This window comes from Enterobacter chengduensis, assembly GCF_001984825.2.
GTDB lineage: Bacteria > Pseudomonadota > Gammaproteobacteria > Enterobacterales > Enterobacteriaceae > Enterobacter > Enterobacter chengduensis.
Genome location: NZ_CP043318.1, coordinates 786,349 through 812,028, shown reverse-complemented (window position 1 = coordinate 812,028; position 25,680 = coordinate 786,349). Strand labels below are relative to the sequence as shown.

The window sequence follows — 25,680 nt, the reverse complement described above, 5'->3', positions numbered from 1 at the left end:
GTCCACACACTGCGGTTGACTACAAGATGGGGTCGCGGCGGCATCCATCAAGGGGGAAGCATAAAAAAAATTTTAATTTCACCCTGATGAGATCATAGACGCCATCAATTGCGCCCATTATGATGCCGCGCCCCGTCAGGGAGAACTGACGCGGGTTTAACCATTTCACCATATTAATGATGATTTTTTTGAGGACTTATGGGCAACACTAAGTTGGCTAATCCGGCTCCGCTGGGCCTGATGGGTTTTGGCATGACCACTATCCTGCTGAACCTGCACAATATCGGGATGTTCCCGATGGATGGCATCATCCTGGCGATGGGCATTTTTTACGGCGGTATCGCGCAAATCTTCGCGGGCCTGCTGGAATATAAGAAAGGCAACACCTTCGGCTTAACCGCCTTCACCTCTTACGGTTCTTTCTGGCTGACCCTGGTTGCCATTCTGCTGCTGCCTAAAATGGGCATGGCAGACGCGGCAAACGCCCACTTCCTGGGCGTTTACCTGGGCCTGTGGGGCGTCTTCACCCTGTTCATGTTCTTCGGCACCCTGAAAGGTAACCGCATGCTGCAGTTCGTTTTCCTGAGCCTGACCGTACTGTTCGCCCTCCTGGCGATCGGTCACCTTGTGGATAACGAAGGCATCGTTCACGTAGCAGGCTGGATTGGTCTGGTGTGCGGCGCGAGCGCTATCTACCTCGCAATGGGTGAAGTGCTGAACGAGCAGTTTGAGCGCACCGTTTTACCGATTGGTGAAAAACACTGATCCCTCTGTCGTGTCCGCCTCGCGGGCACGACATCCCCGCATCTGCCCCAACCAAACTCCTAATCCCAGCCCCAACAGCGAGAGCGCCAGCACGTACCAGGCCGGCGCCATGGGAGACACGCCCATCAGCACCGTCACCGCAATCGGCGTCAGCCCACCGAAAATGGCATACGACACGTTGTAGGAAAATGAGATCCCGGTGAAGCGTACCTCGGGCGGGAAAGCTCGCACCATGACGTAAGGCACAGCACCCACTACGCCCACGCACAGCCCCACCGTGCCGTACAGCAGGAACAGCTGTTCAGGATGGCTGCCTGCAAGATGGTAAAACGCCCAGCTTGATGCGGCCAGCAGCAGGCTGCCGACAATAAAGGTGACGCTGGCACCGAAACGATCCGCCGCCAGCCCGGCGGCCAGACAGCCAAAGCAGAGCATGATTGTCGCAATGCTGTTCGCCTGTAGCGTCACGGCAGGGGCGAAACCGTACTGCTTTTGCAGCCATACCGGGGACATCAATATCACCACCACGATGCCCGCCGAGAGTAGCCAGGTGAGCAGCATCGACACCACCACCGCTTTTTTATGGCGCACCACCACCGCCTTCACCGGCAGCTCCTGCGCCAGCGCCTTGCGCTGCTGCATCTCAAGGAAAATCGGCGTCTCCTGCAGCCAGCGGCGCAGGTACATCGCGACCAGACCAAACGCCCCGCCCAGCAGGAACGGGATCCGCCAGCCCCAGTCGTGTACGGCCTGCTGCGTCATGCTGGTGTTCACAATCGTTGCGACCACCGAACCGAGCAGGATCCCGACGGTCAGCCCCGCGGTTAAGGTTCCGCAGGCGATACCAATGCGGCGCGCCGGAACATGCTCCGCGACAAACACCCACGCGCCCGGCACTTCACCGCCAATCGCCGCCCCCTGCAGGACGCGCATCAGCAACAGCAGCAGCGGCGCGAGAATGCCCATTGAGGCATAGGTGGGCAGCAGACCAATGGCCAGCGTCGGCACGGCCATCAGCAGGATACTGAGGGTAAACATCTTCTTACGCCCGACCAGATCGCCAAAGTGGGCCATGATGATGCCGCCCAGCGGACGCGCCAGATACCCGGCAGCAAAAATGCCGAAGGTTTGCACCTGACGCAGCCACTCCGGGATATCCGCCGGGAAGAAGAGCTCCCCCACCACGGCGGCGAAGAAGACGAAGATGATAAAGTCGTAAAACTCCAGCGCGCCGCCCAGGGCCGCGAGCGTAAGGGTTTTGTAGTCCTGACGATTCAGAGGTCGGGTGTTATGTGACATAGCGAACCATTATGCGTTTATTGTGGATTTATTTTTACAGTAATCGTAAAGAAAAAATTACTATACCGTAAAAGCGTTACCACGCTATCGCCGCTTCAGCTAATGTCACATATTGATTAATTTCAGGAGATTGTTTCGCGACGAGCGTTTTTAGGACGAAAAGCTGCTACCACGTTCTCATCGGTTTCGACATAAGGACCGTCAAGCAGCTGTATACAATACGGTACGCTTGCAAAGATGCCGTGAACGATGACGCTGCCATCCTCCCCCTTCAGGCCTTCCAGGGTCTCTTTGATCGACTTCGGCTGGCCCGGCAGGTTGAGAATCAACGCCTGCTTGCGGATCACCCCCACCTGGCGGGAAAGAATCGCCGTCGGGACAAAGTGTAGACTGATTTGGCGCATCTGTTCACCGAAGCCCGGCATTTCGCGGTCGGCGATAGCCAGCGTCGCGTCCGGCGTCACGTCGCGGCGCGCGGGGCCGGTTCCGCCCGTCGTCAGCACAAGGTGGCAGCTCATCTCATCCACCAGCTCGCAAAGCGTCTGCTCGATGATCGGCTGTTCGTCAGGGATCAGGCGCGTCTGGATCTCAAACGGGGAGGTCAGCGCGCTGCTAAGCCACTCTTCCAGAGCGGGGATGCCTTTATCCTGGTAAACGCCGCTGGAGGCGCGGTCAGAAATCGACACTAGGCCGATGCGTAAGGTATTCATATTCATTCCATTCAAAGAGTACTGATTAAAGGGAATGATACACGCAGAGAGGGGATTCAGACAGGGTGGGAAAGCAGTCGCGTGACCGGACGCCCGGTCACGCGGAATGATTACAGCAGGTCGCCGATCATTTTTTCCAGTTTGCCCTGGTCAACAGCAAACTTGCGGATACCGTCCGCCAGTTTGTCTACTGCCATTGGATCCTGGTTATGCTGCCACAGGAACTCGGATTCCGTGATGCGCTCTGGGCGCGCTTTCACTTCACCGGTGTAGGACAGCTTACGCTCGATAGTCCCTTCGCTCTCTGCCAGCTCTTTCAGCAGCGCAGGCGCGATGGTCAGGCGGTCACAGCCAGCCAGCTCGATGATTTCACCGACGTTACGGAAGCTTGCGCCCATCACCACGGTCTCATAGCCGTGCTGTTTGTAGTATTCGTAGATTTCAGTCACAGAAACCACGCCTGGATCTTCAGCCGGTGCGTACTCTTTCTTATCGGTGTTGGCTTTGTACCAGTCCAGAATACGGCCCACGAACGGAGAAATCAGGTATACGCCCGCTTCTGCACATGCACGCGCCTGCGCGAAGGAGAACAGCAGGGTCAGGTTACAGTTGATACCGTCTTTTTCCAGCTGCTCGGCCGCGCGAATACCCTGCCAGGTGGAGGCCAGCTTGATCAGGATACGGTCGTTGCTGATGCCCGCGTCGTTGTACATTTTGATCAGACGTTTCGCTTTCGCGATAGACGCTTCGGTGTCGTAGGAGAGACGCGCATCCACTTCGGTAGAAATACGGCCAGGAACCAGCTTCAGGATTTCCAGACCGATGTTCACGGCCAGCTTGTCGGTGGCATCCACAATCTGCTGCGCGCGGTCGTTGCTCTGCGCTTTCGCCCAGGTCACTGCGTCGTCAATCAGTTTGCGATACTCAGGGATCTGTGCGGCGTTAAGGATCAGAGAAGGGTTGGTTGTGGCATCCTGCGGCTGGTACAGCTTCATTGCCGCGATATCTCCGGTGTCAGCTACGACAGTGGTGAACTGACGAAGGGAGGTCAATTTATCCGTCATGATAGTGTTTCTCTTTTAACGTGCCCTGGATAATTCACGCTACCGACAGCATGCCTGCAGCGGAAAAATGACAGGTTTACTTGTTAGGGGGATGTAACCGGTCTGCCCTGATGATAACACGACGGAGGGGTAGCGCAACCGCAGACAGTGCGCTTAGGCAGAGTATGATAAACTCGTAATATTAACAGGCTGCTAAGCAACAGCATGCTCAATCAGTGGTAGCGCTTACATATTCACGTTGGCATCAACAAGAGGGACGTTAATGCCTGATTTCTTTTTCTTTATTAACGAAGTCCTCTGGGGTTCGATAATGATCTACCTGCTTCTGGGAGCAGGTATCTGGTTTACGCTACGCAGCGGGTTTATCCAGTTTCGCTATATCCGCAAGTTTGGCAGAAGTCTGAAAAACAGCGTTACGCCCCAGCCGGGCGGATTAACGTCATTCCAGGCCCTTTGCACCAGCCTGGCGGCACGCCTCGGCAGCGGCAATCTGGCGGGCGTTGCCCTCGCCATCAGCGCGGGCGGGCCAGGCGCGGTCTTCTGGATGTGGGTAACGGCGCTACTTGGAATGGCCACCTCCTTTGCCGAAAGTTCGCTCGCGCAACTCTACAAAGAGAAGGATAAAAGCGGACAGTTTCGCGGCGGCCCGGCCTGGTACATGGCGCGTGGTCTGGGGATGCGCTGGATGGGCGTCCTGTTCTCGCTTTTTTTACTGCTCGCGTACGGCCTTATTTTTAATACCGTCCAGGCGAACTCTGTCGCCCATGCCCTGCGCTATGCCTTTTCCTGCCCGGAATGGCTCGCCGGTCTCGTTTTAGCTCTCGTCGTTCTGCTCACCATTTCTGCCGGTCTCAGGGGCGTCGCCCGCCTGATGCAGTGGCTGGTTCCCATTATGGCGCTGCTCTGGGTTGTCGCGAGCCTGTTCGTCGCCGCACTGCATATCGACCTGATGCCGGGCGTAATGGCAACCATCGTCAAAAGCGCCTTTGGCTGGCGCGAGGCGGCCTCCGGGGCGCTGGGCTACACCTTCAGCCAGGCGCTGATGGCGGGTTTCCAGCGCGGCATGTTCTCCAATGAAGCCGGTATGGGGTCAACCCCTAACGCGGCCGCCGCCGCCGCTTCCTGGCCGCCGCACCCGGCCGCACAGGGCATTGTGCAGATGATTGGCGTCTTTACCGATACCATCATCATCTGTTCCGCCAGCGCCATGATTTTGCTGCTGGCTGGCCCCGTGCCGCATGCGTCAGGAACCGCCGGGATACAGCTTCTACAGCAGGCGCTGGTGAACCTGACGGGCGGCTGGGGAGCAGGATTTGTCTCGCTCATCCTGACCTTGTTTGCCTTCAGTTCGATTGTGGTGAACTACCTCTACGCTGAAAATAACCTTTTTTTCCTGAAGCTCGACTCACGCGCCGCCATCGGGACGCTGCGCCTGGGGGTCATACTGATGGTAATAGCCGGTTCCTTGCTCAGTATGCCGCTGGTCTGGCAGCTGGCCGATATCATTATGGCGCTGATGGCGATCACTAACCTTACGACGATCCTGCTGCTCTCCCCCGTGGTTAACCTGATTGCCAGAGACTATCTTCGTCAGCGGAAGCTCGGCGTTCCGCCGGTCTTTAATCCCGCCCGCTATCCCGATATTAACGCGCAGCTTGCCCCCGGCACGTGGGATGATTTGCCCCGGCAATAACAGCTATCGATCAATCCAGGGCGATTTTTTGCTAAAGTCGCTCTAAATTTCCTGCAAGGACTGGATATGCTGATTCTGATTTCACCTGCAAAAACGCTCGACTACCAGAGCCCGCTCGCCACCGAGCGCTATACCCAGCCTGAACTGCTGGACCACTCGCAACAGCTGATCCGCGAAGCGCGCAGGCTCTCCGCGCCGCAAATCGCCTCGCTGATGAGCATCAGCGACAAGCTGGCCGATCTTAACGCGACCCGATTCCACGAATGGCATCCGGATTTCACCCCGTCTAACGCTCGCCAGGCGATTCTGGCGTTTAAAGGCGATGTCTACACCGGCCTGCAGGCGGAAGATTTTAGCGAAGCCGATTTCGATTTTGCCCAGCAGCATCTGCGCATGCTGTCGGGTCTGTACGGCGTACTGCGCCCGCTGGATCTGATGCAGCCGTACCGTCTGGAGATGGGCATTCGCCTGGAGAATACCAAAGGCAAAGACCTGTACCATTTCTGGGGCGATATTATCACCGACAAGCTCAACGCGGCGCTGCGCGCCCAGGGCGATAACGTGGTGATTAACCTGGCGTCCGATGAATACTACAGGTCGGTGAAGCCGAAAAAGCTGGATGCGGAGATCGTCAAGCCGGTGTTCCTCGACGAGAAGAACGGTAAGTTCAAGGTGATCAGCTTCTACGCCAAGAAAGCGCGCGGCCTGATGAGCCGCTACATCATCCAGAACCGCCTGACGAAGCCGGAGCAGCTGACCGGATTTAACAGCGAAGGCTATTTCTTTGACGAAGCGTCGTCAGGGAAAGGTGAGCTGGTGTTTAAGCGCCACGAGCAGTAAAAACAAACCCCGCCTGCTGGCGGGGTTTTGCATTAGTGATGTTTCCAGTCCGGGCCCGGACGAGGATCGTCATGGTGACGATCGTCATGATGGTGGTCACGATCGCGATGCTCATCGTGTGGACGCCAGTGGTTATCGCGCCAGTCATAATGCGCCTTCCACCAGTCATGGTCGCGCCAGCGACCGCCGTCCCAGTAGTGCCCGCTATTGTCCCGGTCGCCAATCTGCAGTTTGACCGCAGGGACGAGGGTGATTTCAGATGCCTGAACCGCCATGGGAGCGACCAGCATCAGTGAAAGCGCAATCAGCACAGGTTTCAGTGTAGACATCGGTGACTCCTTATTAACGTTGCCCAACGTGGGCCGATGTAAGGAGATTACGCGAGGGGTACGGGGGATGTTATTCTCTGCAATCCTAAACGCTAAGTGACCGCATTTATTGGGAATTTCTGCTTTTTCCCTGCTATTTTTCTCCTTAATTTCTTCACAAAAAAGCCGGGTGGCGCTTCGCTTACCCGGCCTACGTTCTGAGCCGTTGTAGGTCGGGTAAGGCGTAGCCGCCACCCGACAAAACATCACGCGCGGGTCATCATCAGCTTACGCAGCGCGGCAAAGTCTGCCGGCAGCTCATGAGACAGCAGCGGCAGGTCGGCACGCTCGGCCAGCTCTTTCGGCAGCGGCAGCGTTTCGCCGAGGATCGCTTCCACGCTCTCCTTGAACTTCGCCGGATGCGCGGTGCCGAGGAACAGGCCATATTCACCCGGGTTAAGCTGGTCGCGCAGCGCGCGGTAGGCAATCGCCGCGTGAGGCTCAGAGGTATACCCCACCGCCTTCAGCTCGCGCATCGTCGCTTTGGTGGTCTCATCCGTCACCGCAGCGTAGCCCAGGTCACCCAGACGCCAGATCTTACGGCGGAACAGCTCTTCCACGCGCGGCCAGTTGTTTGGCTGGGACACGTCCATCGCGTTGGAGAGCGTCGCCTGCGTGGCGTTCGGCGCCCACTTCCCGTCTTTGAGGAAGCGCGGCACGGTGTCGTTGGCGTTGGTGGCGGCGATAAAGCGCTTCACCGGCAGCCCCAGGGACTTCGCCAGCAGGCCCGCCGTCAGATCGCCGAAGTTACCGCTCGGCACGGAGATCACCAGCTGGTTGCGCGCGTCCTGCGGCAGCTGCGCCACCGCTTCGAAGTAGTAGCAGATCTGCGCCAGCAGACGGCTGATGTTGATGGAGTTGGCGGAGTTCAGCCCCAGGGCCACCTTCAGCTCTTCGTCGTCGAAGGCCTGCTTGACCAGCGCCTGGCAGGCATCGAAATCGCCGTCAATTGCCACGGTTTCAATGTTGCCGCCGAGGGTGCAGAACAGTTTCTCCTGCAGCGGGCTGATTTTGCCTTTCGGATAGAGGATCACCACGCGGACGTTTTTCAGGCCGTAGAACGCGTGTGCCACCGCCGCGCCGGTATCCCCGGAGGTCGCGGTCAGGATGGTCACCGGTTTATCACCGCTGATGTGGGTCAGCATCTGCGCCATAAAGCGGCCGCCGAAGTCTTTAAACGCCAGGGTCGGGCCGTGGAACAGCTCCAGGCAGCCAACGTCAGGCTCAACCTGCTGAACCGGCGCCGGGAACGCAAACGCCGCGCGCACGCGCTCTTCCAGCAGCTCCTGCGGGATTTCATCACCGATAAACGCGGAGAGAATTTTGGTGCTTCGCGTGACAAAGTCCTGCTTCAGCAGCTCATCAATCTCGGTCAGCTGGAATTCCGGCAGGTCGTGCGGGAAAAACAGCCCCTGATTTTTGCCCAGTCCCTGAGTCACCGCCTGCGCGAAGCTGACCTGCTCGTTATGATCTTTAAGGTTGTAGAGTTTCATTAATTATCCCAGTACTCGTGCGCCAGCCGTGTCCAGACGGCAAATATGAACAAAGCCTTCCTGATTTTGCAGGTAGTGTTTAGAGAGCCAGTCCGCCACGCGCTGCGCGGTTTCAGGCTTGTCGCAAAGGGCGAACAGCGTCGGGCCAGAGCCGGAAATGCCGCACGCCTGCGCGCCGATATCCATTGATGCCTGCCGCGCCTCGTTAAAGCCAGGCAGCAGCTTCGTGCGGTACGGCTCGGCAATGACGTCCTTCATCAGTTTGGCCGCCAGCTGCGGCTGACGGGTGTAGCAGGCGTGGATAAAGCCCGCCAGATGACGCCCGTGGGCGATACAGTCCTGACGACGATACTGCGCGGGCAGGATCGCACGCGCTTCCGCGGTAGACACCTTAATGCCCGGATAGGCCAGCACCCACAGCCACTCATCAAACCCTGGCACCTGCTGGCTGATGATGCCATTTTCTTCGATCATCAGCTGCATACCGCCGAGGAAGCACGGCGCCACGTTGTCATAGTGAATGCTGCCTGAAATGCGCCCTTCCAGCTCGCCCATTAACCCCAGCAGCCGGTTATTGTTCAGCGGCTTGCCGCAGTGCTCGTTCATCGCCACCAGCGCGGCGACCACGGAACAGGCGCTGGAGCCCAGGCCCGAGCCAATCGGCATACTTTTTTCCAGCGTCATAGCAACCGGCACGTTTTTACCGATCTCCTGACAGAAGCGTTCCCAGCACTGATAGACGATATTCTCGCGCGGCTCCGTCGGCAGCTTGCTGGCGAACCGGCCCACGTTATTCAGGCTGAAGCTGTCTGCCGCTTCCACCGTCACCGTATCGCCCAGCAGCGAACCATCCACCGGCGTCACCGCCGCGCCCAGCACGTCAAATCCGACGCTCATATTCGCGCTGGAAGCCGGGGCATAAACTTTGACCATGTTAAACTCCTAACTTCCATGACAGGGTACGCAGCAGATCGGCAAACACACCCGCCGCCGTAACATCGTTCCCTGCGCCATAGCCGCGAAGCACCAGCGGCAGTGGCTGATAATAGTGGCTGTAAAACGCGAGGGCGTTTTCGCCGTTTTTGACTTTGTACAGCGGGTCGTTGCCGTCCACTTCAGCAATCTTCACCCGGCACACGCCATCTTCTTCAATGTTGCCAACATAGCGCAATACCTTACCTTCATCACGGGCTTTCGCCACGCGCGCGGCAAAAGTATCGTCAAGCTGGGATAAATTTGCCATAAAGGTGCAGACATCACCGCTGCTGTCAAACTCGGCTGGCAACACGGGTTCAATCACAATATCCGAAAGCTCCAGCTCGCGGCCCGTTTCACGCACGAGGATCAGCAGCTTGCGCGCCACGTCCATGCCGGAGAGATCGTCCCGCGGATCCGGCTCGGTATAGCCCAGCTCGCGCGCGGCGCGGGTCGCTTCCGAGAGGCTCATGCCCTCATCCAGCTTGCCGAAGATAAACGACAGGGAGCCGGAGAGAATGCCGGAGAAACGCTGCAGCTCGTCGCCCGCGTTAAGCAGGTTCTGCAGGTTCTCGATAACCGGCAGGCCCGCGCCCACGTTGGTGTCGTACAGGAACTTGCGGCGCGACTTGCTCGCCGCCAGGCGCAGCTGGTGATAGTAATCCATCGACGAGGTGTTGGCCTTTTTGTTCGGCGTCACCACGTGGAAACCTTCGCGCAGGAAGTCCGCGTACTGGTCGGCCACCGCCTGGTTCGAGGTACAGTCGACGATCACCGGGTTAAGCAGGTGATACTCTTTTACCAGACGGATCAGGCGGCCCAGGTTAAACGGCTCTTTTGCCTCACTCATCTCGGCCTGCCAGTTTTCCAGGTTCAGGCCGTGGACGTTGGTCAACAGCGCTTTAGAATTCGCGATGCCGCAGACGCGCAGATCGATATGTTTCTTCTTTAGCCACGCCTGCTGACGCTTCACCTGCTCCAGCAGCGCGCCGCCTACGCCGCCCACGCCAATCAGGAACAGCTCGATGACCTGATCGGTGTTGAACAGCATCTGGTGAACCACGCGCACGCCGGTGGTGGCATCGTCGTTATCCACCACCACGGAGATAGAACGCTCTGACGAGCCCTGGGCAATCGCCACGATGTTGATATTGGCCCGCGCCAGCGCGGCAAAGAACTTGGCGGAGATGCCGCGCAGGGTGCGCATGCCGTCGCCGACGACAGAGATAATCGCCAGACGCTCCTGAATCGCGAGCGGCTCCAGCAGCTCTTCTTTCAGCTCCAGATAGAACTCTTCCTCGAGCGCGCGGCGGGCGCGCAGGCAGTCAGCCTGCGGCACGCAGAAGCTGATGCTGTATTCGGAAGAGGATTGGGTAATCAGCACCACCGAGATACCGTTGCGGGACATGGCCGCAAAGACGCGCGCCGCCATGCCGACCATCCCTTTCATTCCCGGACCGGAGACGCTGAACATCGCCATGTTATTCAGGTTGGAGATGCCTTTCACCGGCAGGCCGTCCTCATCGGTGCTCGCGCCAATCAGCGTGCCCGGCGCCTGCGGGTTACCGGTGTTTTTAATGAGGCAAGGGATCTGGAACTGGGCAATCGGGGAGATGGTACGCGGGTGAAGCACTTTGGCGCCGAAGTAGGAAAGCTCCATCGCTTCCTGGTACGACATCGACTTCAGCAGCCTGGCGTCCGGAACCTGGCGCGGGTCGCAGGTATAGACCCCGTCGACGTCAGTCCAGATCTCGCAACAGTCCGCGCGTAAGCAGGCGGCCAGCACGGCGGCAGAGTAGTCGGAGCCGTTACGGCCCAGCACCACCAGCTCGCCCTTCTCGTTACCGGCGGTGAAGCCTGCCATCAGGATCATATGGTCAGCGGGAATTTTGCTGGCGGCGATACGGCGGGTTGATTCGGCAATATCAACGGTGGATTCGAGGTAGTGGCCCACCGCCAGCAGTTTTTCAACCGGATCGATCGCGGTCACGCGATGGCCGCGCGCTTCCAGCACGCCGGCCATGATGGCGATAGAGAGTTTTTCTCCGCGGCAGATCAGCGCCGCGTTGACGCTGTCCGGACACTGGCCGAGAAGGCTGATGCCGTGCAGGACGTGTTTAATTTGCGCGAATTCCTGTTCAACGAAGGACTTCAGCTGCGCGTGCGGGAAACCAGGCAGCGCCTCTGCCAGCCCCTGCAGCAGGTCAGCGAAGATACGCTCTGCGTCGCTGATGTTCGGGAGTGCATCCTGGCCACCGATGGTTTTTTCAATCATCGCCACCAGATGGTTCGTAATTTTTGCCGGGGCAGAGAGCACGGTCGCAACCTGCCCCTGCCTGGCGTTGCTTTCCAGGATATCGGCAACACGCAGAAATCGCTCTGCATTTGCCACTGATGTACCGCCGAACTTCAACACTCGCATGGTTCTACCTCGTTTCCTTTAGCCGAAAAAAAAGCCCGCACTGTTCAGGTGCGGGCTTTTTTTTGTTTTTCCTGTACGCGTCAGCCCGCATCGTTACCTGTGGTAATGATGATGGTTGTGGTAATGGTGGTGATGCTGATGCGTTTCATGGATGTTGTGTACTCTGTCATTATTATCTGTCTGTGCTGTATTCTTTTAGGGTTAAAGGATCGGGCACCTTAAGTCAACGAATTTTTAATTTGATCACAATTCGCGAGACTCTCACGTCCCGCTGCTCGCCGATTTATTTTCATCCGATTCCCCCATATGCAACCCACCCAGACAGACTTATTCGCCATAGTAAAAACTTATGGCAGTATTTTACTCCGCTAATTTTTTTCAATATCGTGTAGCAAACGGTGCAACATCGCCGTGTCCCGCTGTTCAAGTCGCCCGAGACGCTGGTGCAGCCAGTCAGCCATTTTTTGATCGCCAGCGACATCCAGCTCCACTAACAGGTTATCCACGCGAGCGCGAAGTGCGGCCAGCTGGTTTTCATCGGTTCCTGTATTTTGCGGCTGGGGAATTTGTATTAAGGATGCTAATTGATAGCAATACACCATGACCGCCTGGCCTAAGTTCAGGGAGGGATAATCCGCGACCATCGGCGCACCGGTAAGAACGTCAGCCAGCGCCAGCTCATCGTTGGTTAATCCCGAATCCTCGCGCCCAAACACCAGCGCGGCTTTCTCCAGCCACTGGCTTTTCTCTTCCAGCATGGGCACCAGCTCGGCAGGCGTGGCGTAGTAATGGAACTTCGCCCGGCTGCGTGCGGTGGTGGCAACGGTAAACGAAATGTCATGCAGCGCGTCGGCAAGCGTAGCGTAAGTGGTTATATTATCAAGAATATCTCCCGAACCGTGCGCCACCCAACGGGCGGCGGGCTCCAGATGCGCCGTACTGTCCACAATACGTAAATCGGTAAAACCCATGGTCTTCATGGCACGCGCGGCAGCGCCTATATTTTCCGCTCTGGCTGGGGCAACCAGTACAATCGACAGATGCATTTATGCTCTCTTTTTAATCAGTTAGCCGGTAAAAATGTGATGCACTTCAACATATTACGCAGCGCGAATTTACAAAATTGCAACACAAATCACCGAAATAGCGTTTCACAACAAATTAAAAACGCTAAACTATTCCTTGTCTGAACAATCAGTTAGAATGTTAACAGAACACTATTATCCCTATGTTTTATAATGATAATAGCGATATGAATACCCTATTCTGATTGGATTCGCATTGTTTATAAATCAATGTCCGCAACTAGTTGGTTTATTGAAAAATTGTGACAAAGGCTAGCATTCGGCTACGATGATTTCATCAAACTGTTAACGTGCTACAATTGAACTTGATATATGTCAACGAAGCGTAGTTTTATTGGGTGTCTGGTGTCACTTAGCCTGTTATGTTGCTGTTAAAATGGTTAGGATGACAGCCGTTTTTGACACTGTCGGGTCCAAAGGGAAAGTACCCAAGACCAAGCTAATGATGTTGTTGACGTTGATGGAAAGTGCATCAAGAACGCAATTACGTACTTTAGTCACGTTAAGCCGATCATGTTAATTTGCGACATGCATCAGGCAGGTCAGGGACTTTTGTACTTCCTGTTTCGATTTAGTTGGCAATTTAGGTAGCAAACATGCAGACCCCGCACATTCTTATCGTTGAAGACGAGTTGGTAACACGCAACACGTTAAAGAGCATTTTCGAAGCAGAAGGCTACGATGTCTTTGAAGCGACCGATGGCGCAGAGATGCATCAGATCCTTTCTGAAAATGATATCAACCTGGTGATCATGGACATTAACCTGCCGGGCAAAAACGGTCTTCTTCTGGCGCGCGAACTGCGCGAGCAGGCGAACGTCGCGTTAATGTTCCTGACGGGCCGTGATAACGAAGTTGATAAAATTCTTGGCCTGGAAATCGGTGCGGATGACTACATCACCAAGCCGTTCAATCCTCGCGAGTTAACCATTCGTGCACGCAACCTGCTGTCCCGCACCATGAACCTGGGTACGGTCAGCGAAGAGCGTCGTAGCGTAGACAGCTACAAATTCAACGGCTGGGAACTTGATATCAATAGCCGTTCGCTGATCAGCCCGAACGGTGAGCAGTATAAACTGCCGCGCAGCGAATTCCGCGCGATGCTGCACTTCTGCGAAAACCCGGGCAAAATTCAGTCCCGTGCAGAACTGCTGAAGAAAATGACCGGCCGCGAGCTGAAGCCGCACGACCGTACCGTAGACGTGACCATCCGTCGTATTCGTAAGCATTTCGAATCTACGCCAGATACGCCGGAAATCATCGCCACGATCCACGGTGAAGGGTACCGTTTCTGCGGCGATCTGCAGGAATAATCCCGCAGTTAACGTATTAAAAAACGGCGCATTTGCGCCGTTTTTTTATTTCCAGATCCGCATCGTATCGTTATCGGGCTCTGCGGGTGGTTCACGCCGCTTCGGCTGAGAGAGCGAGTACCAGTCAAAATGCCGGGTCAGGTACATCACGGCGAACAGCGCCAGGACGAGAACCGCTGACCCCAACAGCAGCGCGCTGTCCTCCGAGCGCAGCAGGAACCACATCACCACGTCCAGCCCGAGTAGCGCCAGCACAAACAGCCCGCTGCGCTTCCAGCTTTTCAGCACGGCCTGCAGGTACATCCCGTTCATTGCTCCACCCACCAGGCTTGCAACAACCCAGGCGGGCGTAAACCCGACGTGTTCAGACAGCGCCAGCAGCACCAGATAGAACAGGACCAGCGAGAGCCCCACCAGCAGATACTGCATCGGGTGAAGGCGTAATCCGGTTAAGGTTTCGAAGACAAAGAAGGCCATAAACGTCAGCGCAATCAGCAAAATGGCGTACTTGATCGCACGATCGGTCAGCTGGTACTGATCGGCAGGCGTGGCTACCGTAACGCTAAAAGCAGGGATTGATTCCCACTCTGGCGATTCGCTCCCGTTAAACCAGCCCTCAAGGTTGTTTGCAAACCAGCTGCTCTGCCAGCTCGCCTGAAAACCTGAATCACCAATTTTGTGTTTCACCGGCAGATAGTTGCCCATGAAGCCCGGATGCGGCCAGTTGCTGTTCAACTCCATTTCGCTGTTACGTCCCACGGGCACCACGGCAAAACTCCCCGTCCCCGCCAGATTCAGCGACATCTCCATGGCAAACGTTTTTGACTCCAGCGCTTTATCCGTCAGCAAAATATGTACACCGGAAAGCGCTCCAGACACGCCCGAACCCGGCTCTACGCTCAGCGTCTCGCCGTTGATACTGGAGACTTTCACCGTGCCAATACCGCGCGCATCGCCCACCCCCACAACGATAAACGGCTGCCCCAGGGTCATCGTTTCCCCTTTTAGCTGCGTCATTTTTTCGGTGTTGAACTGCGCCTTTATATTGAGAGCGTTGTTCCAGATTTGGCCGTCATAGATGCCGATATTCCTGGACTCGACGCGCTGGTTGCCCTCAACATGCAAAGACTCCGGGAGGATAAAATGCAGATAGCTTTTCTTGTACTCGACCTTCTTCTCATCCTCTTGCTTGTAAAAGATTTCTGTCACCGGAATCGCAATCAGCGGGCCGACCAGTTTTTGCGGTCCGCTGGTGCTCTGGCGAAGCGTATTTTCGACATCATTACGGTAGCTTTCACGCTCTGAAATGAGGTTACTCACCATAAACAGCGGGACTAACAGCAGCAGAATGCACCCCAGCAGGGTGCTTACTTTCCAGAACAGGGGGGATTTCATCATTACGTCTCCTTTGTGATGAGGAGAGCGTAACCAGGGTATGTGGGGTCAGTTTGAAGCTATGTGAAGGGACGGTGAAGCGTCAGCGTGGCCATCACGCCACCTTCATCACGATTACGCAATGTGATCTCTCCCTGATGCAGACGTGCCACCTCCTGGACAAACGCCAGCCCGAGCCCGCTGCTCTTCAGCCCGTTCTCGCGGGGAAGGGAATAGAAGCGTTCAAAAATACGCTCCAGCGCGTAATCCGGGATCCCGCTCCCGCTGTCGGTGACGATAAGCCGGATTTCCCCCTGCTCTTCCCGGGCCGCCAGTTCAACGGTGCCGCCCTGCGGCGTAAAATCGATGGCGTTATCCAGCAAATTGCCGAGCGCCTGCTCGAGCAGGTCGGGATCGCCTTCAACATGACGCGAAGCGGGCTGGAGGGTCAGCCCAATCTCTTTTGCCGCCAGCAGCGCCGAGCGCGCGTCGGCAAGCCGCGTAAACAGCAGATCGACACGGACGGTCTGAGGCGTAATCTCGACCCGATTTTCAAGCCGCGCCTACGTGAGCAGTTTTTCAACCAGCGACTGCATACGCGCGTTTTGCACCAGAATATTATCGATAAACCGCGTGGCCACCTGCGGCGGCGGCTGCTCGGAGAGAATTTCTGCCGCGCCGCGTATGGCGGCGAGGGGGCTTTTCAGCTCGTGGGTCAGCGCATGGACGTAGCGTTCAATGTAGTTTTTCCCTTCCAGGCGAATGCGCATATTCTCCAGCGCCTGGGCCAGCTTTTGCAGTTCGCTACTGCCTGGATTAGGCAGCGGCAGAGGCGCATCCGTGGTCACCGAGTCGGCATAGCGCGATAACGTAGCGATGGATCGATTGATCCACCACGCCACTGCAAAGCCAATCAGGAGAGCAATGCCGAGCAGCGCCCCGCCTGCCCAGAGGATACGTCGCTCGCTGCGGTGAATCACCGGTGCCATCGCGCTGTTCGGTTTCCCGACCGACAGCACGCCGATAATCTTGCCCTGCTCCACAACCGGCGCGGCCACATACATCACCGTGCTCTCCGGATCGTCGGATTTACTCTGAGTACTGCGCGCGCCGTATTCGCCGCGAAGCGTCAGCCAGACATCGTTCCAGCGCGAGTAGTCTTGCCCCACGGCCAGACCCGCGGAATCAAACACGACGCGGCCCTGAGCATCGGTCATGTAGACGTGATACTCGTTACGCACTTTATGAATCCCGCCGATATTGGCGCGAAAAGGGCGCTGATGAAGCTGAGAAAAGGCCTGCGCCAGTTTCCCCTGCTGCGCATGACCCGAAAGCAAATCATCGCGTCCGATTTCGGCCAACAGGGTCGCGGTATCGATTAGCGTGCCCTCGGTGGCCCTGCGCACGCCGGGCTTCACTTCCTGAACAAAAATCGACAGCACGAACCACGCGGCGATGGCCACGATGAGGAAATATCCCAGCAACAACCGCATCCCAATGCGCATCAGTAAAGGCCCAGACTATAGCCCATACCGCGATGGGTGCTGATGGGCGAAATTTCCTCATTCACCGCCCGCAGCTTGGCGCGCAGGGTTTTGATGTGGGTGTCCACGGTTCGATCGAAGCTGTCGCCGTCTTCGCCCCATACCTTGTCCATCAGCTGCTGACGTGAAAATACCCGCCCGGGGGCCTGTAGCAGGGTTTTGAGCAACAAGAATTCGTATCGGGTCAGGGGGAGAGCTTCACCGTACCAGCTAATGCGCGCGGCAGGCTCGTTCAGTTCAAACTGCCCGATGCGCAGCGTCTCTGTTGGCGCGGCAGATTTTTGCATGCGCCGTAAAATCGTCCGCACCCGCGCGCAGACTTCACGGGGGGAGAAGGGTTTCGCAACGTAGTCATCAGCGCCTATTTCCAGGCCAAGCAGCTTATCTACCTCATCACTGCGCGCCGTCAGAAACAGCACGGGCAGTGAAGGATGCTGCGCCAGCAGCCGGCGGCAAAGCTCAAACCCACTGATGTCCGGCAGACCAACATCCAGAATAGCGAGCGCCGGTACCTGCCGTCGCGCCTCCTCGAGCACGGGTAAACCGCGTTCAAACGCCTTTACCGCGAATCCTTCCTGCTGAAGCATGTAGATCAGCGTATCGGCGATACTGGTTTCGTCCTCAACCAGCCAGATCACAGGTTGTTGCATAGCTCATCCCTGAATTAATGCCACGGCATAATCGGCACCGCGCTGATCGCGTTTTTCGGCGAGCCTTCCACTACTTTGTCAGAATAGGCCAGGTAAGCCAGCGTATTGCGCTTCGCGTCGTAGAAACGCACCACCTGCAGCTTTTTAAACACCAGCGAGGTCCGTTTCTGGAATACCACGTCGCCCTGCGCTTTACCGTTTTTAATTTTATCGCTCAGTTCAACCGGCCCCACCTGCTGGCAGGAGATCGCCGCGTCGGAGGTGTCTTCCGCCAGCCCCAAACCGCCTTTGATACCGCCCGTTTTCGCGCGGCTGACGTAGCAGGTAACGTTTTTCACGTCCGGATCGTCAAACGCCTCCACCACGATTTTGTGGTCTGGGCCAAACATTTTAAACACGGTATCGACGGAACCAATCTGTTCAGCCTGCGCCACGCGCCCAACCATCAACATTAACGCGGTGAGGATCAAAGTCTTGTATTTCATATTGTTACCATTCTTTAAAATTACGCTGATCGATTATTCAACACTTTAGACAAAAATGTAGCAAGATCACAGGATTAGAATATATTCACCCAAAATCGTAGCGAAAAAGCATTTAAGCGCAAAAAAAACACTGAATGCTAAAACATCAAAAAATGCTATTATCCGCTAACCTGTTATCAGGCACCTGCTGTTTTAAGGATGAGGATAGTATATGGATCAGGCTGGAATTATTCGCGACCTGCTCACCTGGCTGGAAGGTCATCTCGACCAGCCTTTGTCACTGGATAATGTGGCGGCTAAAGCAGGCTATTCCAAGTGGCATCTGCAAAGGATGTTCAAGGATGTCACCGGTCATGCTATCGGGGCCTATATTCGCGCGCGTCGTTTATCGAAATCTGCTGTGGCACTGCGCCTGACCGCGCGGCCGATCCTGGATATTGCCCTGCAGTATCGTTTCGATTCGCAGCAGACCTTCACCCGCGCCTTTAAAAAACAGTTCTCGTTGACGCCAGCGCTTTATCGTCGCTCCCCTGACTGGAGCTCGTTTGGCATGCGTCCGCCGCTGCGCCTGGGCGAATTCGCCATGCCGAAGTATGACATCGTTACGCTGCCGGAAACCCATCTGATCGGTACAACCCAGAGCTACTCCTGCTCCCTGGAGCAGATCTCCGAGTTCCGTCATCAGATGCGCGTTCAGTTCTGGCGCGACTTCCTGAGCCACGCGCCGGCGATCCCGCCCATCCTGTATGGCCTCAACGAAACGCACCCAAGCCAGGAAAAAGACGACGAGCAGGAGGTGTTCTACACCACCGCGCTGACGCCAGAGATGGCCAATGGCTACATTCAGGGGTCTAAGCCTGTCGTACTGGAAGGCGGCGAATACGTGATGTTCGCCTATGAGGGTCTGGGAACGGGGGTCCAGGAGTTCATCCTGACCGTTTACGGAACCTGCATGCCGATGCTGAATCTGAATCGCCGTAAAGGTCAGGACATTGAGCGCTACTACCCGGCGCAGGATGCGAAACCGGAAGAAGGCCCCATCAATCTGCGGATGGAATTCTTAATTCCGATTCGTCGTTAACGCTGCAGTTCGTCAAGCGCAGGGGCATCGAGATGCGAAATGTCCCCTGCCATCTCCACCACCCAGCCCGACGCCAGCCACGCGCTTTCCTGATAATCAATCCGGGAAATGGAGCAGTTGCGCAGACGCAAACGGCGCTCCGCGTAAGCCGGTAACCCCAGAATAGTGCTCACCAGGCAGCCCAGCGCAATACCATGACTCACCAGCAGCGGACGGCTTCCCGCCGGAAGCTTCAGGCATTCCGCCAGCGCGGCGTGCATACGTACGCTGAGCTCCTGCATGGATTCGCCTTCAGGAATGCGGCCATCTTCGGTACCGTTCACCAGCGTGCGGCGCCACCCCTCTTCCGTTTCCGTCAGCGTATCGATATGGCGTTTTTCCAGCACGCCCATATCCAGCTCGCGCAGGCGCGGCTCTAGCATCACGTCACAGCCGCAGGCATCTGCGATGATGCGCGCCGTCTGCTGAGTGCGGCCTAAATCGCTGGTAATGACGTGGGTAATGCCCAGCGTTCTGGCGCGCTCCGCCACCTGCCACGCTTGCTGCACGCCCTTTTCAGTGAGAGGACTGTCTGACTGGCCTTGAATACGTCGCTCGGCGTTCCACTGCGTTTCACCGTGGCGAACAAGGTATACCTGTAACATGCTTTTTTTCCGTTATACTGCGATGAGTTTTTTTTTGAATCGAGCTTAATTATGCACCATGTTGTCTCTGCTACCACTAATCCTGCCAAAATTCAGGCAATTCTAAGGGCATTTGACGAGATCTTCGGCGCAGGATCCTGCCATATTGAGGCTATCGGCGTCGAGAGCGGCGTGCCTGAACAGCCTTTTGGCAGCGAGGAAACGCGCGCTGGCGCACGAAATCGCGTGGCAAACGCCAGGGCTGCGGCACCGGATGCTGACTTTTGGGTGGCGATTGAAGCCGGTATTGACGAAGGCGCAACCTTTAGCTGGGTGGTGATCGAAAGCCGCGATCGGCGCGGCGAAGCGCGTTCGGCCACCCTGCCCCTCCCGGAGATCATTCTGGATAAAGTGCGTGCGGGGGAAGCGCTCGGGCCGGTGATGTCGCAGTACACCGGCATCGATGAGATTGGCCGTAAAGAAGGGGCGATTGGCGTCTTTACCGCCGGCGCGCTGACGCGTTCAGGCGTTTATCACCAGGCGGTGATCCTGGCGCTAAGCCCGTTCCATAACGCGATCTATCGTTAAGCGTTTTTCAACAATACCGCTTCCAGCCACTGGCGCAATTCGACCGGCGCCGACTTCAGGCTGTTCGATCCGCGGGTGATCGTTGCGATGCCCGCACCGAGCTCATTTTTTAGCTCGCGCTGGCTCATCTCGCCGCGCAGTAGCTCTTCAATGATCCGCACGCGCGTGCCCAGCGCCTCGCGCTCGTCCGGCGTGAGCATCAGCTGCATCAGGGGTAAATGCAAATCCTGCTCGTAAGACTGGCGAAGCAGCTCCACAAAACGAAGCCACTCCTGATGACGTTGTTCGGCCATGGCCGAGGAATACGGGGAATGCTGGGTCATGTTATGCTGCCTCTTGTACTCATTAGCGAGTACAGCATAACACAACCCACGCCGATCAGTAACGTCTCTGCCACTCGGCGTCGCTCATCAGGCTATCTTTCTGCCCCATGAAGTAGCGATAGTAGGCGTCATAGGCCAGCACGTTCTTCACGTAGCCGCGCGTTTCCGAGAACGGAATGCTCTCAACAAACGCCACGGCGTCGATGCGTCCGGCGCTGTTGCCGAGCCAGGTACGCACGCGTCCAGGCCCCGCGTTATAGGCCGCCGACGAGAAAATGCGGTTATTGCCGAACTGCTGATAGACGTTCTGCAGGTAGCTCGTGCCGATGTTGATGTTGGTATCCGGATCCAGCAGCTGTGACGGGCTGCTGTACCCAGGGATGTTAAACATCTTCACCGTGTGCGTCGCCGTGCCCGGCATAATCTGCATCAGACCGCTGGCCCCCACCGGGGAACGGACCTTCGGGTTCCAGGCACTCTCCTGACGGGCAATCGCCATCGCGTAGCTTTGCGGGATATCTTTGCCGCTGGTGTAGCGATCGAAAAGATCCTTGTAAGCCAGCGGGAAACGCTCTTCGAGATGATCCCAGAGCTTGCCGGCGATCGTCGCCTGCACGCTGAGATCCCACCAGTGATTATCAAACGCATAGCGAGCAAGCTGGGCTTTTTCGTCGGTGCTGCGGCTGGTCACCAGGTTCGCCCACTCGCTGCGCGCGGTGTTATCCATATTCCAGTACATCAGCTCGCGAACGCGCGCCATTTCCGGCCCCTGCGTCAGCGCCGGGTTCGCGTTGGCAGGCGCTTTATCAATGCGGAAGGTGTACTCCTCGCCCAGGCGCTGCGCGGCCGCCATCGGGTAGAACCCGCGCTGCTGCATCAGCGAATGAAGGATCTCTTTGGCTTCATCATCACGACCGCGCTCCATCAGCAGATCGGCCTGCCAGTAGCGCCATTCGTCTTTCTCTTTGGCCTCCATTGGCAACCGCGCGAGCCAGGTATTGAGCCCACGACGATCGCCCGTACCCAGCGCCATGCGCACGCGGCGCTCCACCAGCGACGTGGAGTTCGAACGCATGATGGCATCGTCTCGCCAGCGCGCCTGTTCGTCGGTCACGTCGGTGCCCATCAGTCGCCACGCCACGATATCGCGCAGCTCCTGGGTTTGCTCCTCATTAAGCTGCTGCGCCTGCACCAGCTGCGGGATCATCAGCCGGGCGTTTTCCACGTCGTCACGCGCCACGCTGGCAAAGGCGACCGCCGCCATCTGGCGGGTAAAATCGGTCGCGCCCGTGCTGCGGGCAAAGGTCAGGACGCTGTTGGGATCGTTTGCCAGCGAGATAACCGCGGTGGAGATCGTCTGGTAATCGGACGGCATCTGCCCCGCCAGCGTGGTCACCAGACGCGTGTTGCCAGCCTTCATCGCCAGGCGGATACGCTCAAGATAGGCCAGCGGATCCTGCTTGCCGGAGGCGCGCCACGCGCCGAACAGAGAATCACAGGCGTTCGGCTGGCTTTTGCCGGTCAGCCAGAGCTCTTTCGCCCCGGCCCAGGCTTCTTCCTGCTGTCCGGTCGCCCATTTCGCATAGTAGTAGTTACACTGCGCTTCGGTGGTGTTCGGCTTTTCAGGGCTAAACGCCAGCAGGCCGCGCCAGTCTTCGCGACGCGCCAGCTCATTCACGAAACGAGACTGAAGATTTCGGGCAGGCGGCAGGGTCGGGTTCGTCTGGATGAAGTTATTTACGGTAACGGTAGGCTGGTTCATGAGATCGTCCGTAATCTGGCGATACTCCAGATACGGATACAGCGGATAATCCTTGAGCGTCGGCATCAGCGCCTGCACGGTATCCATCTGCCTGTTGTCCCACGCCTGTTTAATCTGAGCGTAGCGATTACGTTGTTCATCCAGTGAATCGGCATATACCGCCTGGCTTACCGCCATTACGCATACGCTGGCAGCCAGCAGACGCCAGACCACCCGTTTGGCTTTTTCCACACGCTCTTCCTCATTGTTTTTTCGTCAATTGCAGCGTCTTGCCACGTCAAAGTCACACCAACTTATGCTAACCAGGCATCCTGCAACGCGCCACGTTATGGACACTTTTTTACCTTTCTTGCGCGTTTTAACACTCCCGACGTTCCTGGCTGGGATTAGGGCGTGAAAAAGGCTACACTTCGAGGCTGAAATTCCTTCTCATTACGATAAAAGAGGCGAAGTCCAACGTGGCTCAATTCGTTTATACCATGCATCGTGTCGGCAAAGTTGTCCCGCCGAAACGTCATATTCTTAAAAATATCTCGCTGAGCTTCTTCCCGGGCGCAAAAATCGGTGTTCTGGGTCTCAACGGTGCCGGTAAGTCCACCCTGCTGCGCATCATGGCCGGGATTGATACAGACATCGAAGGTGAAGCCCGTCCGCAGCCCGGCATCAAGATCGGCTACCTGCCGCAGGAACCTCAGCTGAACCCGGAACACACCGTGCGTGAATCCGTTGAAGAAGCGGTTTCCGAAGTGGTTAACGCCCTGAAAGGTCTGGATGAAGTGTATGCCAAATACGCCGAGCCGGATGCGGACTTCGACAAGCTGGCCGCGCAGCAGGGCAAGTATGAAGAGATTATCCAGGCGCACGACGGTCATAACCTGAACGTGCAGCTGGAGCGCGCGGCAGATGCCCTGCGCCTGCCGGACTGGGATGCGAAAATCGCGAATCTCTCCGGTGGTGAGCGCCGCCGCGTGGCGCTGTGCCGCCTGCTGCTGGAAAAACCAGACATGCTGCTGCTGGACGAACCGACGAACCACCTGGATGCGGAATCCGTGGCGTGGCTGGAGCGCTTCCTGCACGACTTCGAAGGCACCGTTGTGGCGATTACCCACGACCGTTACTTCCTCGACAACGTCGCCGGCTGGATCCTGGAGCTGGACCGCGGCGAGGGTATTCCGTGGGAAGGCAACTACTCCTCCTGGCTGGAGCAGAAAGATCAGCGTCTGGCGCAGGAGGCTTCTCAGGAAGCGGCGCGTCGTAAGTCTATCGAGAAAGAGCTGGAGTGGGTGCGTCAGGGCGCGAAAGGCCGTCAGTCTAAGGGCAAAGCCCGTCTGGCGCGCTTTGAAGAGCTGAACAACACCGAATACCAGAAACGTAACGAGACCAACGAACTGTTTATTCCACCTGGAGCACGTCTGGGGGATAAAGTGGTTGAAGTCACCAACCTGCGTAAGTCTTACGGCGACCGCCTGCTGATCGACGATCTGACCTTCTCCGTACCGAAAGGCGCTATCGTCGGGATCATCGGTCCGAACGGCGCGGGTAAATCGACCCTGTTCCGCATGATGTCCGGTCAGGAGCAGCCCGACAGCGGCTCTATCACCCTGGGCGAGACCGTGAAGCTGGCGTCCGTTGACCAGTTCCGTGACGCGATGGACAACAGCAAAACCGTGTGGGAAGAGGTTTCCGGCGGTCTGGATATCATGCGTATCGGCAACACCGAAATGCCAAGCCGCGCCTACGTTGGCCGCTTCAACTTCAAGGGCACCGACCAGGGCAAACGCGTGGGCGAGCTGTCCGGCGGTGAGCGCGGTCGTCTGCACCTGGCGAAGCTGCTGCAGGTGGGCGGTAACGTGCTGCTGCTCGATGAACCAACAAACGACCTGGACATCGAAACCCTGCGCGCGCTGGAAAACGCCCTGCTGGAGTTCCCGGGCTGCGCGATGGTTATCTCGCACGACCGCTGGTTCCTGGACCGTATCGCGACCCACATTCTGGACTATCAGGATGAAGGTAAGGTGGAGTTCTTCGAAGGTAACTTCACCGAATACGAAGAGTACAAGAAACGCACGCTGGGCGCCGACGCGCTGGAGCCGAAGCGTATTAAGTACAAGCGTATTGCGAAATAAAAGCAAAACGGTAACTTCGGTTGTTCCCTCTCCCCGTGGGGGTACGGTGGGAGAGGGCCAGGGTGAGGGCATCAGGCCGCACAGTGTGTAGGCCGGGTAAGGCGAAGCCGCCACCCGGCTTTTTTATTTGCCCACGTAATACCGCTTCACCTCGTCAAACTGCATCGCAAACTCGATATAGCTCATCAGCGCGGGTGAGTTCAGCTTGCGGCTCGGGTAAGCCAGCCAGAGGTCGTTCCCTTCAACGTTCCACTCCGGCAGCACCTGCACCAGCGCGCCCTTTTCAACCTTATCTTCCAGCATAAAGGCGGGCAACAGCGTGATCCCCGCTCCGGCCATCGCGCACTCGCGGGCGTAGACCAGATTATCGGTCATATGCGCGTTATCCGGCAGATAGCGGTAATCCTCATTGTCGCTTTGCAGAAGCCACTCCGACCACGCCCGGTGCGTAATGCTGCGGTGCTCCACCAGCTGACGGGGGTGCGTGAGCGGCGCCCGACGCGCCAGATAGCCCGGCGAGGCCAGCATGTAGCGCGGGCAATGCCCGATCATCCGGCCTATCAGGGAGGAGTCCTGCGGCTTGCCGGTACGCAGCGCCACGTCAAAGCCGGACTCGACCAAATCCACAACGTCATCGGAGATCGACACATCCAGCGACACGTCGGGATAGCGAAGCTGGAACGCGGCATTCATATGCGCCAGCAGCGTCGCCCCAATCCCCGCCGGACAGGTGATGCGCAGCCGTCCGCTCGGGTTTTCGCGCAGACGCTGAATGGCATACTCCGCCCGCTCGCTGGCCGCCAGCATTTCGCGACAGTGCACCAGATAGTGCTCGCCTGCAAACGTCAGGCTGATTCTGCGGGTCGTGCGGTTGAGCAGGCGTATCCCCACCTGCAGCTCCAGCTGGCTGATGCGCTGGCTTACGCTGGATTTCGGCAGTTCGGCCTTCTGAGCGGCAGCGGTAAAGCTGCCCATCTCTGCCACCAGCGCGAACAGCGCCATATCCTGCAGCTGTTTAAACATGATTGTTCACCCTGTACGAACGCTGAGTTCTTGATTGTCCATCTTATCACGCAGCTGGCCACTTAATAGACTAG

The 25,680-nt window shown here is 57.2% G+C and carries 24 protein-coding genes, 1 pseudogene and 1 other annotated feature; of the genes and pseudogenes, 7 read left to right on the top strand and 18 right to left on the bottom strand.

Annotation, left to right across the window (positions count from 1 at the left end):
* Positions 1-198: 198 nt before the first annotated feature.
* A complete protein-coding gene (satP, locus tag FY206_RS03980; protein WP_032644017.1) occupies positions 199-765 on the top strand; it encodes an acetate uptake transporter in 567 nt (188 codons plus the stop codon).
* On the opposite strand, the gene FY206_RS03975 is transcribed toward satP, so the two are convergent.
* The 3 genes from FY206_RS03975 to tal all read right to left on the bottom strand — a co-directional run bounded on the left by FY206_RS03975 (position 742) and on the right by tal (position 3,838).
* Positions 742-2,064 (bottom strand): MFS transporter, encoded by a 1,323-nt coding sequence (locus FY206_RS03975; RefSeq protein ID WP_032644016.1) that lies wholly within the window; start codon positions 2,062-2,064, stop codon positions 742-744. The genes satP and FY206_RS03975 overlap by 24 nt on opposite strands.
* A 122-nt stretch (positions 2,065-2,186) precedes the next feature.
* Complete coding sequence (gene mog / locus FY206_RS03970; RefSeq protein ID WP_032644015.1) at positions 2,187-2,774, bottom strand: molybdopterin adenylyltransferase; 588 nt, start codon at positions 2,772-2,774, stop codon at positions 2,187-2,189.
* Between the two features lie 110 nt (positions 2,775-2,884).
* The gene (gene tal / locus FY206_RS03965; RefSeq protein WP_032644014.1) at positions 2,885-3,838 is read right to left on the bottom strand and encodes a transaldolase; all 954 of its coding nucleotides are present in this window, start codon (positions 3,836-3,838) and stop codon (positions 2,885-2,887) included.
* Positions 3,839-4,100: 262 nt separating this feature from the next.
* Between tal and FY206_RS03960 the strand changes: the two genes are divergently transcribed.
* Both FY206_RS03960 and yaaA read left to right on the top strand, forming a co-directional pair.
* Positions 4,101-5,531 (top strand): alanine/glycine:cation symporter family protein, encoded by a 1,431-nt coding sequence (locus tag FY206_RS03960; RefSeq protein WP_077064151.1) that lies wholly within the window; start codon positions 4,101-4,103, stop codon positions 5,529-5,531.
* Between the two features lie 66 nt (positions 5,532-5,597).
* Positions 5,598-6,371 (top strand): peroxide stress protein YaaA, encoded by a 774-nt coding sequence (gene yaaA, locus FY206_RS03955; protein ID WP_032644012.1) that lies wholly within the window; start codon positions 5,598-5,600, stop codon positions 6,369-6,371.
* A gap of 32 nt (positions 6,372-6,403) precedes the next feature.
* Here yaaA and FY206_RS03950 read toward each other — a convergent pair whose 3' ends face one another.
* From FY206_RS03950 to yjjY, 7 genes are all read right to left on the bottom strand, one after another.
* A complete protein-coding gene (locus FY206_RS03950; protein WP_032644011.1) occupies positions 6,404-6,700 on the bottom strand; it encodes a DUF2502 domain-containing protein in 297 nt (98 codons plus the stop codon).
* Between the two features lie 245 nt (positions 6,701-6,945).
* Positions 6,946-8,232: a threonine synthase gene (thrC, locus tag FY206_RS03945; protein ID WP_032644010.1), complete on the bottom strand. Its 1,287-nt coding sequence runs from the start codon at positions 8,230-8,232 to the stop codon at positions 6,946-6,948.
* Positions 8,233-8,235: 3 nt separating this feature from the next.
* Entirely contained in the window at positions 8,236-9,165 is a 930-nt protein-coding gene (gene thrB, locus FY206_RS03940; protein ID WP_032644009.1) for a homoserine kinase, read from the bottom strand.
* A 1-nt stretch (position 9,166) separates the two neighbouring features.
* Entirely contained in the window at positions 9,167-11,629 is a 2,463-nt protein-coding gene (gene thrA / locus FY206_RS03935; RefSeq protein WP_032644008.1) for a bifunctional aspartate kinase/homoserine dehydrogenase I, read from the bottom strand.
* Positions 11,630-11,653: 24 nt separating this feature from the next.
* Positions 11,654-11,771: a sequence feature (Thr leader region), on the bottom strand.
* A complete protein-coding gene (gene thrL / locus FY206_RS03930; RefSeq protein ID WP_015572623.1) occupies positions 11,710-11,778 on the bottom strand; it encodes a thr operon leader peptide in 69 nt (22 codons plus the stop codon). Its footprint overlaps the feature before it by 62 nt.
* Positions 11,779-11,997: 219 nt before the next feature.
* Positions 11,998-12,675, bottom strand: a complete 678-nt coding sequence (locus FY206_RS03925) for a tRNA/rRNA methyltransferase (protein ID WP_032644007.1) — start codon at positions 12,673-12,675, stop codon at positions 11,998-12,000.
* Between the two features lie 399 nt (positions 12,676-13,074).
* Entirely contained in the window at positions 13,075-13,215 is a 141-nt protein-coding gene (gene yjjY, locus FY206_RS03920; protein WP_085928893.1) for a YjjY family protein, read from the bottom strand.
* Positions 13,216-13,310: 95 nt separating this feature from the next.
* Here yjjY and arcA point away from each other — a divergent pair, with 95 nt between their 5' ends.
* Positions 13,311-14,027 carry a two-component system response regulator ArcA gene (gene arcA / locus FY206_RS03915; RefSeq protein WP_003856501.1) on the top strand — a complete coding sequence of 239 codons (717 nt, stop codon included), beginning with the start codon at positions 13,311-13,313 and terminating at the stop codon, positions 14,025-14,027.
* Between the two features lie 45 nt (positions 14,028-14,072).
* On the opposite strand, the gene creD is transcribed toward arcA, so the two are convergent.
* The 4 genes and pseudogenes from creD to creA form a co-directional block, all read right to left on the bottom strand.
* On the bottom strand, positions 14,073-15,425 hold the full coding sequence (gene creD, locus FY206_RS03910; RefSeq protein WP_032644006.1) for a cell envelope integrity protein CreD: 1,353 nt from the start codon (positions 15,423-15,425) through the stop codon (positions 14,073-14,075).
* Positions 15,426-15,481: 56 nt separating this feature from the next.
* Positions 15,482-16,906: pseudogene (gene creC, locus FY206_RS03905) on the bottom strand (two-component system sensor histidine kinase CreC).
* Positions 16,906-17,595: a two-component system response regulator CreB gene (gene creB, locus FY206_RS03900; protein ID WP_032644004.1), complete on the bottom strand. Its 690-nt coding sequence runs from the start codon at positions 17,593-17,595 to the stop codon at positions 16,906-16,908. The pseudogene creC and the gene creB overlap by 1 nt, the downstream one beginning before the upstream one ends.
* A gap of 14 nt (positions 17,596-17,609) precedes the next feature.
* The gene (creA, locus tag FY206_RS03895; protein WP_032644003.1) at positions 17,610-18,080 is read right to left on the bottom strand and encodes a protein CreA; all 471 of its coding nucleotides are present in this window, start codon (positions 18,078-18,080) and stop codon (positions 17,610-17,612) included.
* A gap of 211 nt (positions 18,081-18,291) precedes the next feature.
* Between creA and robA the strand changes: the two genes are divergently transcribed.
* Positions 18,292-19,161, top strand: a complete 870-nt coding sequence (gene robA / locus FY206_RS03890) for an MDR efflux pump AcrAB transcriptional activator RobA (RefSeq protein ID WP_032644002.1) — start codon at positions 18,292-18,294, stop codon at positions 19,159-19,161.
* Here the strand turns inward: robA and gpmB are convergent.
* Positions 19,158-19,805 (bottom strand): 2,3-diphosphoglycerate-dependent phosphoglycerate mutase GpmB, encoded by a 648-nt coding sequence (gpmB, locus tag FY206_RS03885; RefSeq protein ID WP_008502057.1) that lies wholly within the window; start codon positions 19,803-19,805, stop codon positions 19,158-19,160. The genes robA and gpmB overlap by 4 nt on opposite strands.
* A gap of 51 nt (positions 19,806-19,856) precedes the next feature.
* On the opposite strand from gpmB, the gene yjjX reads away from it, so the two are divergent.
* On the top strand, positions 19,857-20,372 hold the full coding sequence (gene yjjX / locus FY206_RS03880; RefSeq protein ID WP_032644001.1) for an inosine/xanthosine triphosphatase: 516 nt from the start codon (positions 19,857-19,859) through the stop codon (positions 20,370-20,372).
* Here yjjX and trpR read toward each other — a convergent pair.
* Both trpR and sltY read right to left on the bottom strand, forming a co-directional pair.
* On the bottom strand, positions 20,369-20,695 hold the full coding sequence (gene trpR, locus FY206_RS03875) for a trp operon repressor (RefSeq protein WP_021240574.1): 327 nt from the start codon (positions 20,693-20,695) through the stop codon (positions 20,369-20,371). The genes yjjX and trpR overlap by 4 nt on opposite strands.
* Positions 20,696-20,750: 55 nt before the next feature.
* A complete protein-coding gene (sltY, locus tag FY206_RS03870; RefSeq protein WP_032644000.1) occupies positions 20,751-22,688 on the bottom strand; it encodes a murein transglycosylase in 1,938 nt (645 codons plus the stop codon).
* 227 nt (positions 22,689-22,915) lie between these two features.
* Between sltY and ettA the strand changes: the two genes are divergently transcribed.
* The gene (ettA, locus tag FY206_RS03865) at positions 22,916-24,583 is read left to right on the top strand and encodes an energy-dependent translational throttle protein EttA (RefSeq protein WP_006810191.1); all 1,668 of its coding nucleotides are present in this window, start codon (positions 22,916-22,918) and stop codon (positions 24,581-24,583) included.
* Positions 24,584-24,706: 123 nt separating this feature from the next.
* Here the strand turns inward: ettA and FY206_RS03860 are convergent, their stop codons facing one another.
* Positions 24,707-25,606 carry a LysR family transcriptional regulator gene (locus tag FY206_RS03860; protein ID WP_032643999.1) on the bottom strand — a complete coding sequence of 300 codons (900 nt, stop codon included), beginning with the start codon at positions 25,604-25,606 and terminating at the stop codon, positions 24,707-24,709.
* Positions 25,607-25,680 lie beyond the last annotated feature (74 nt).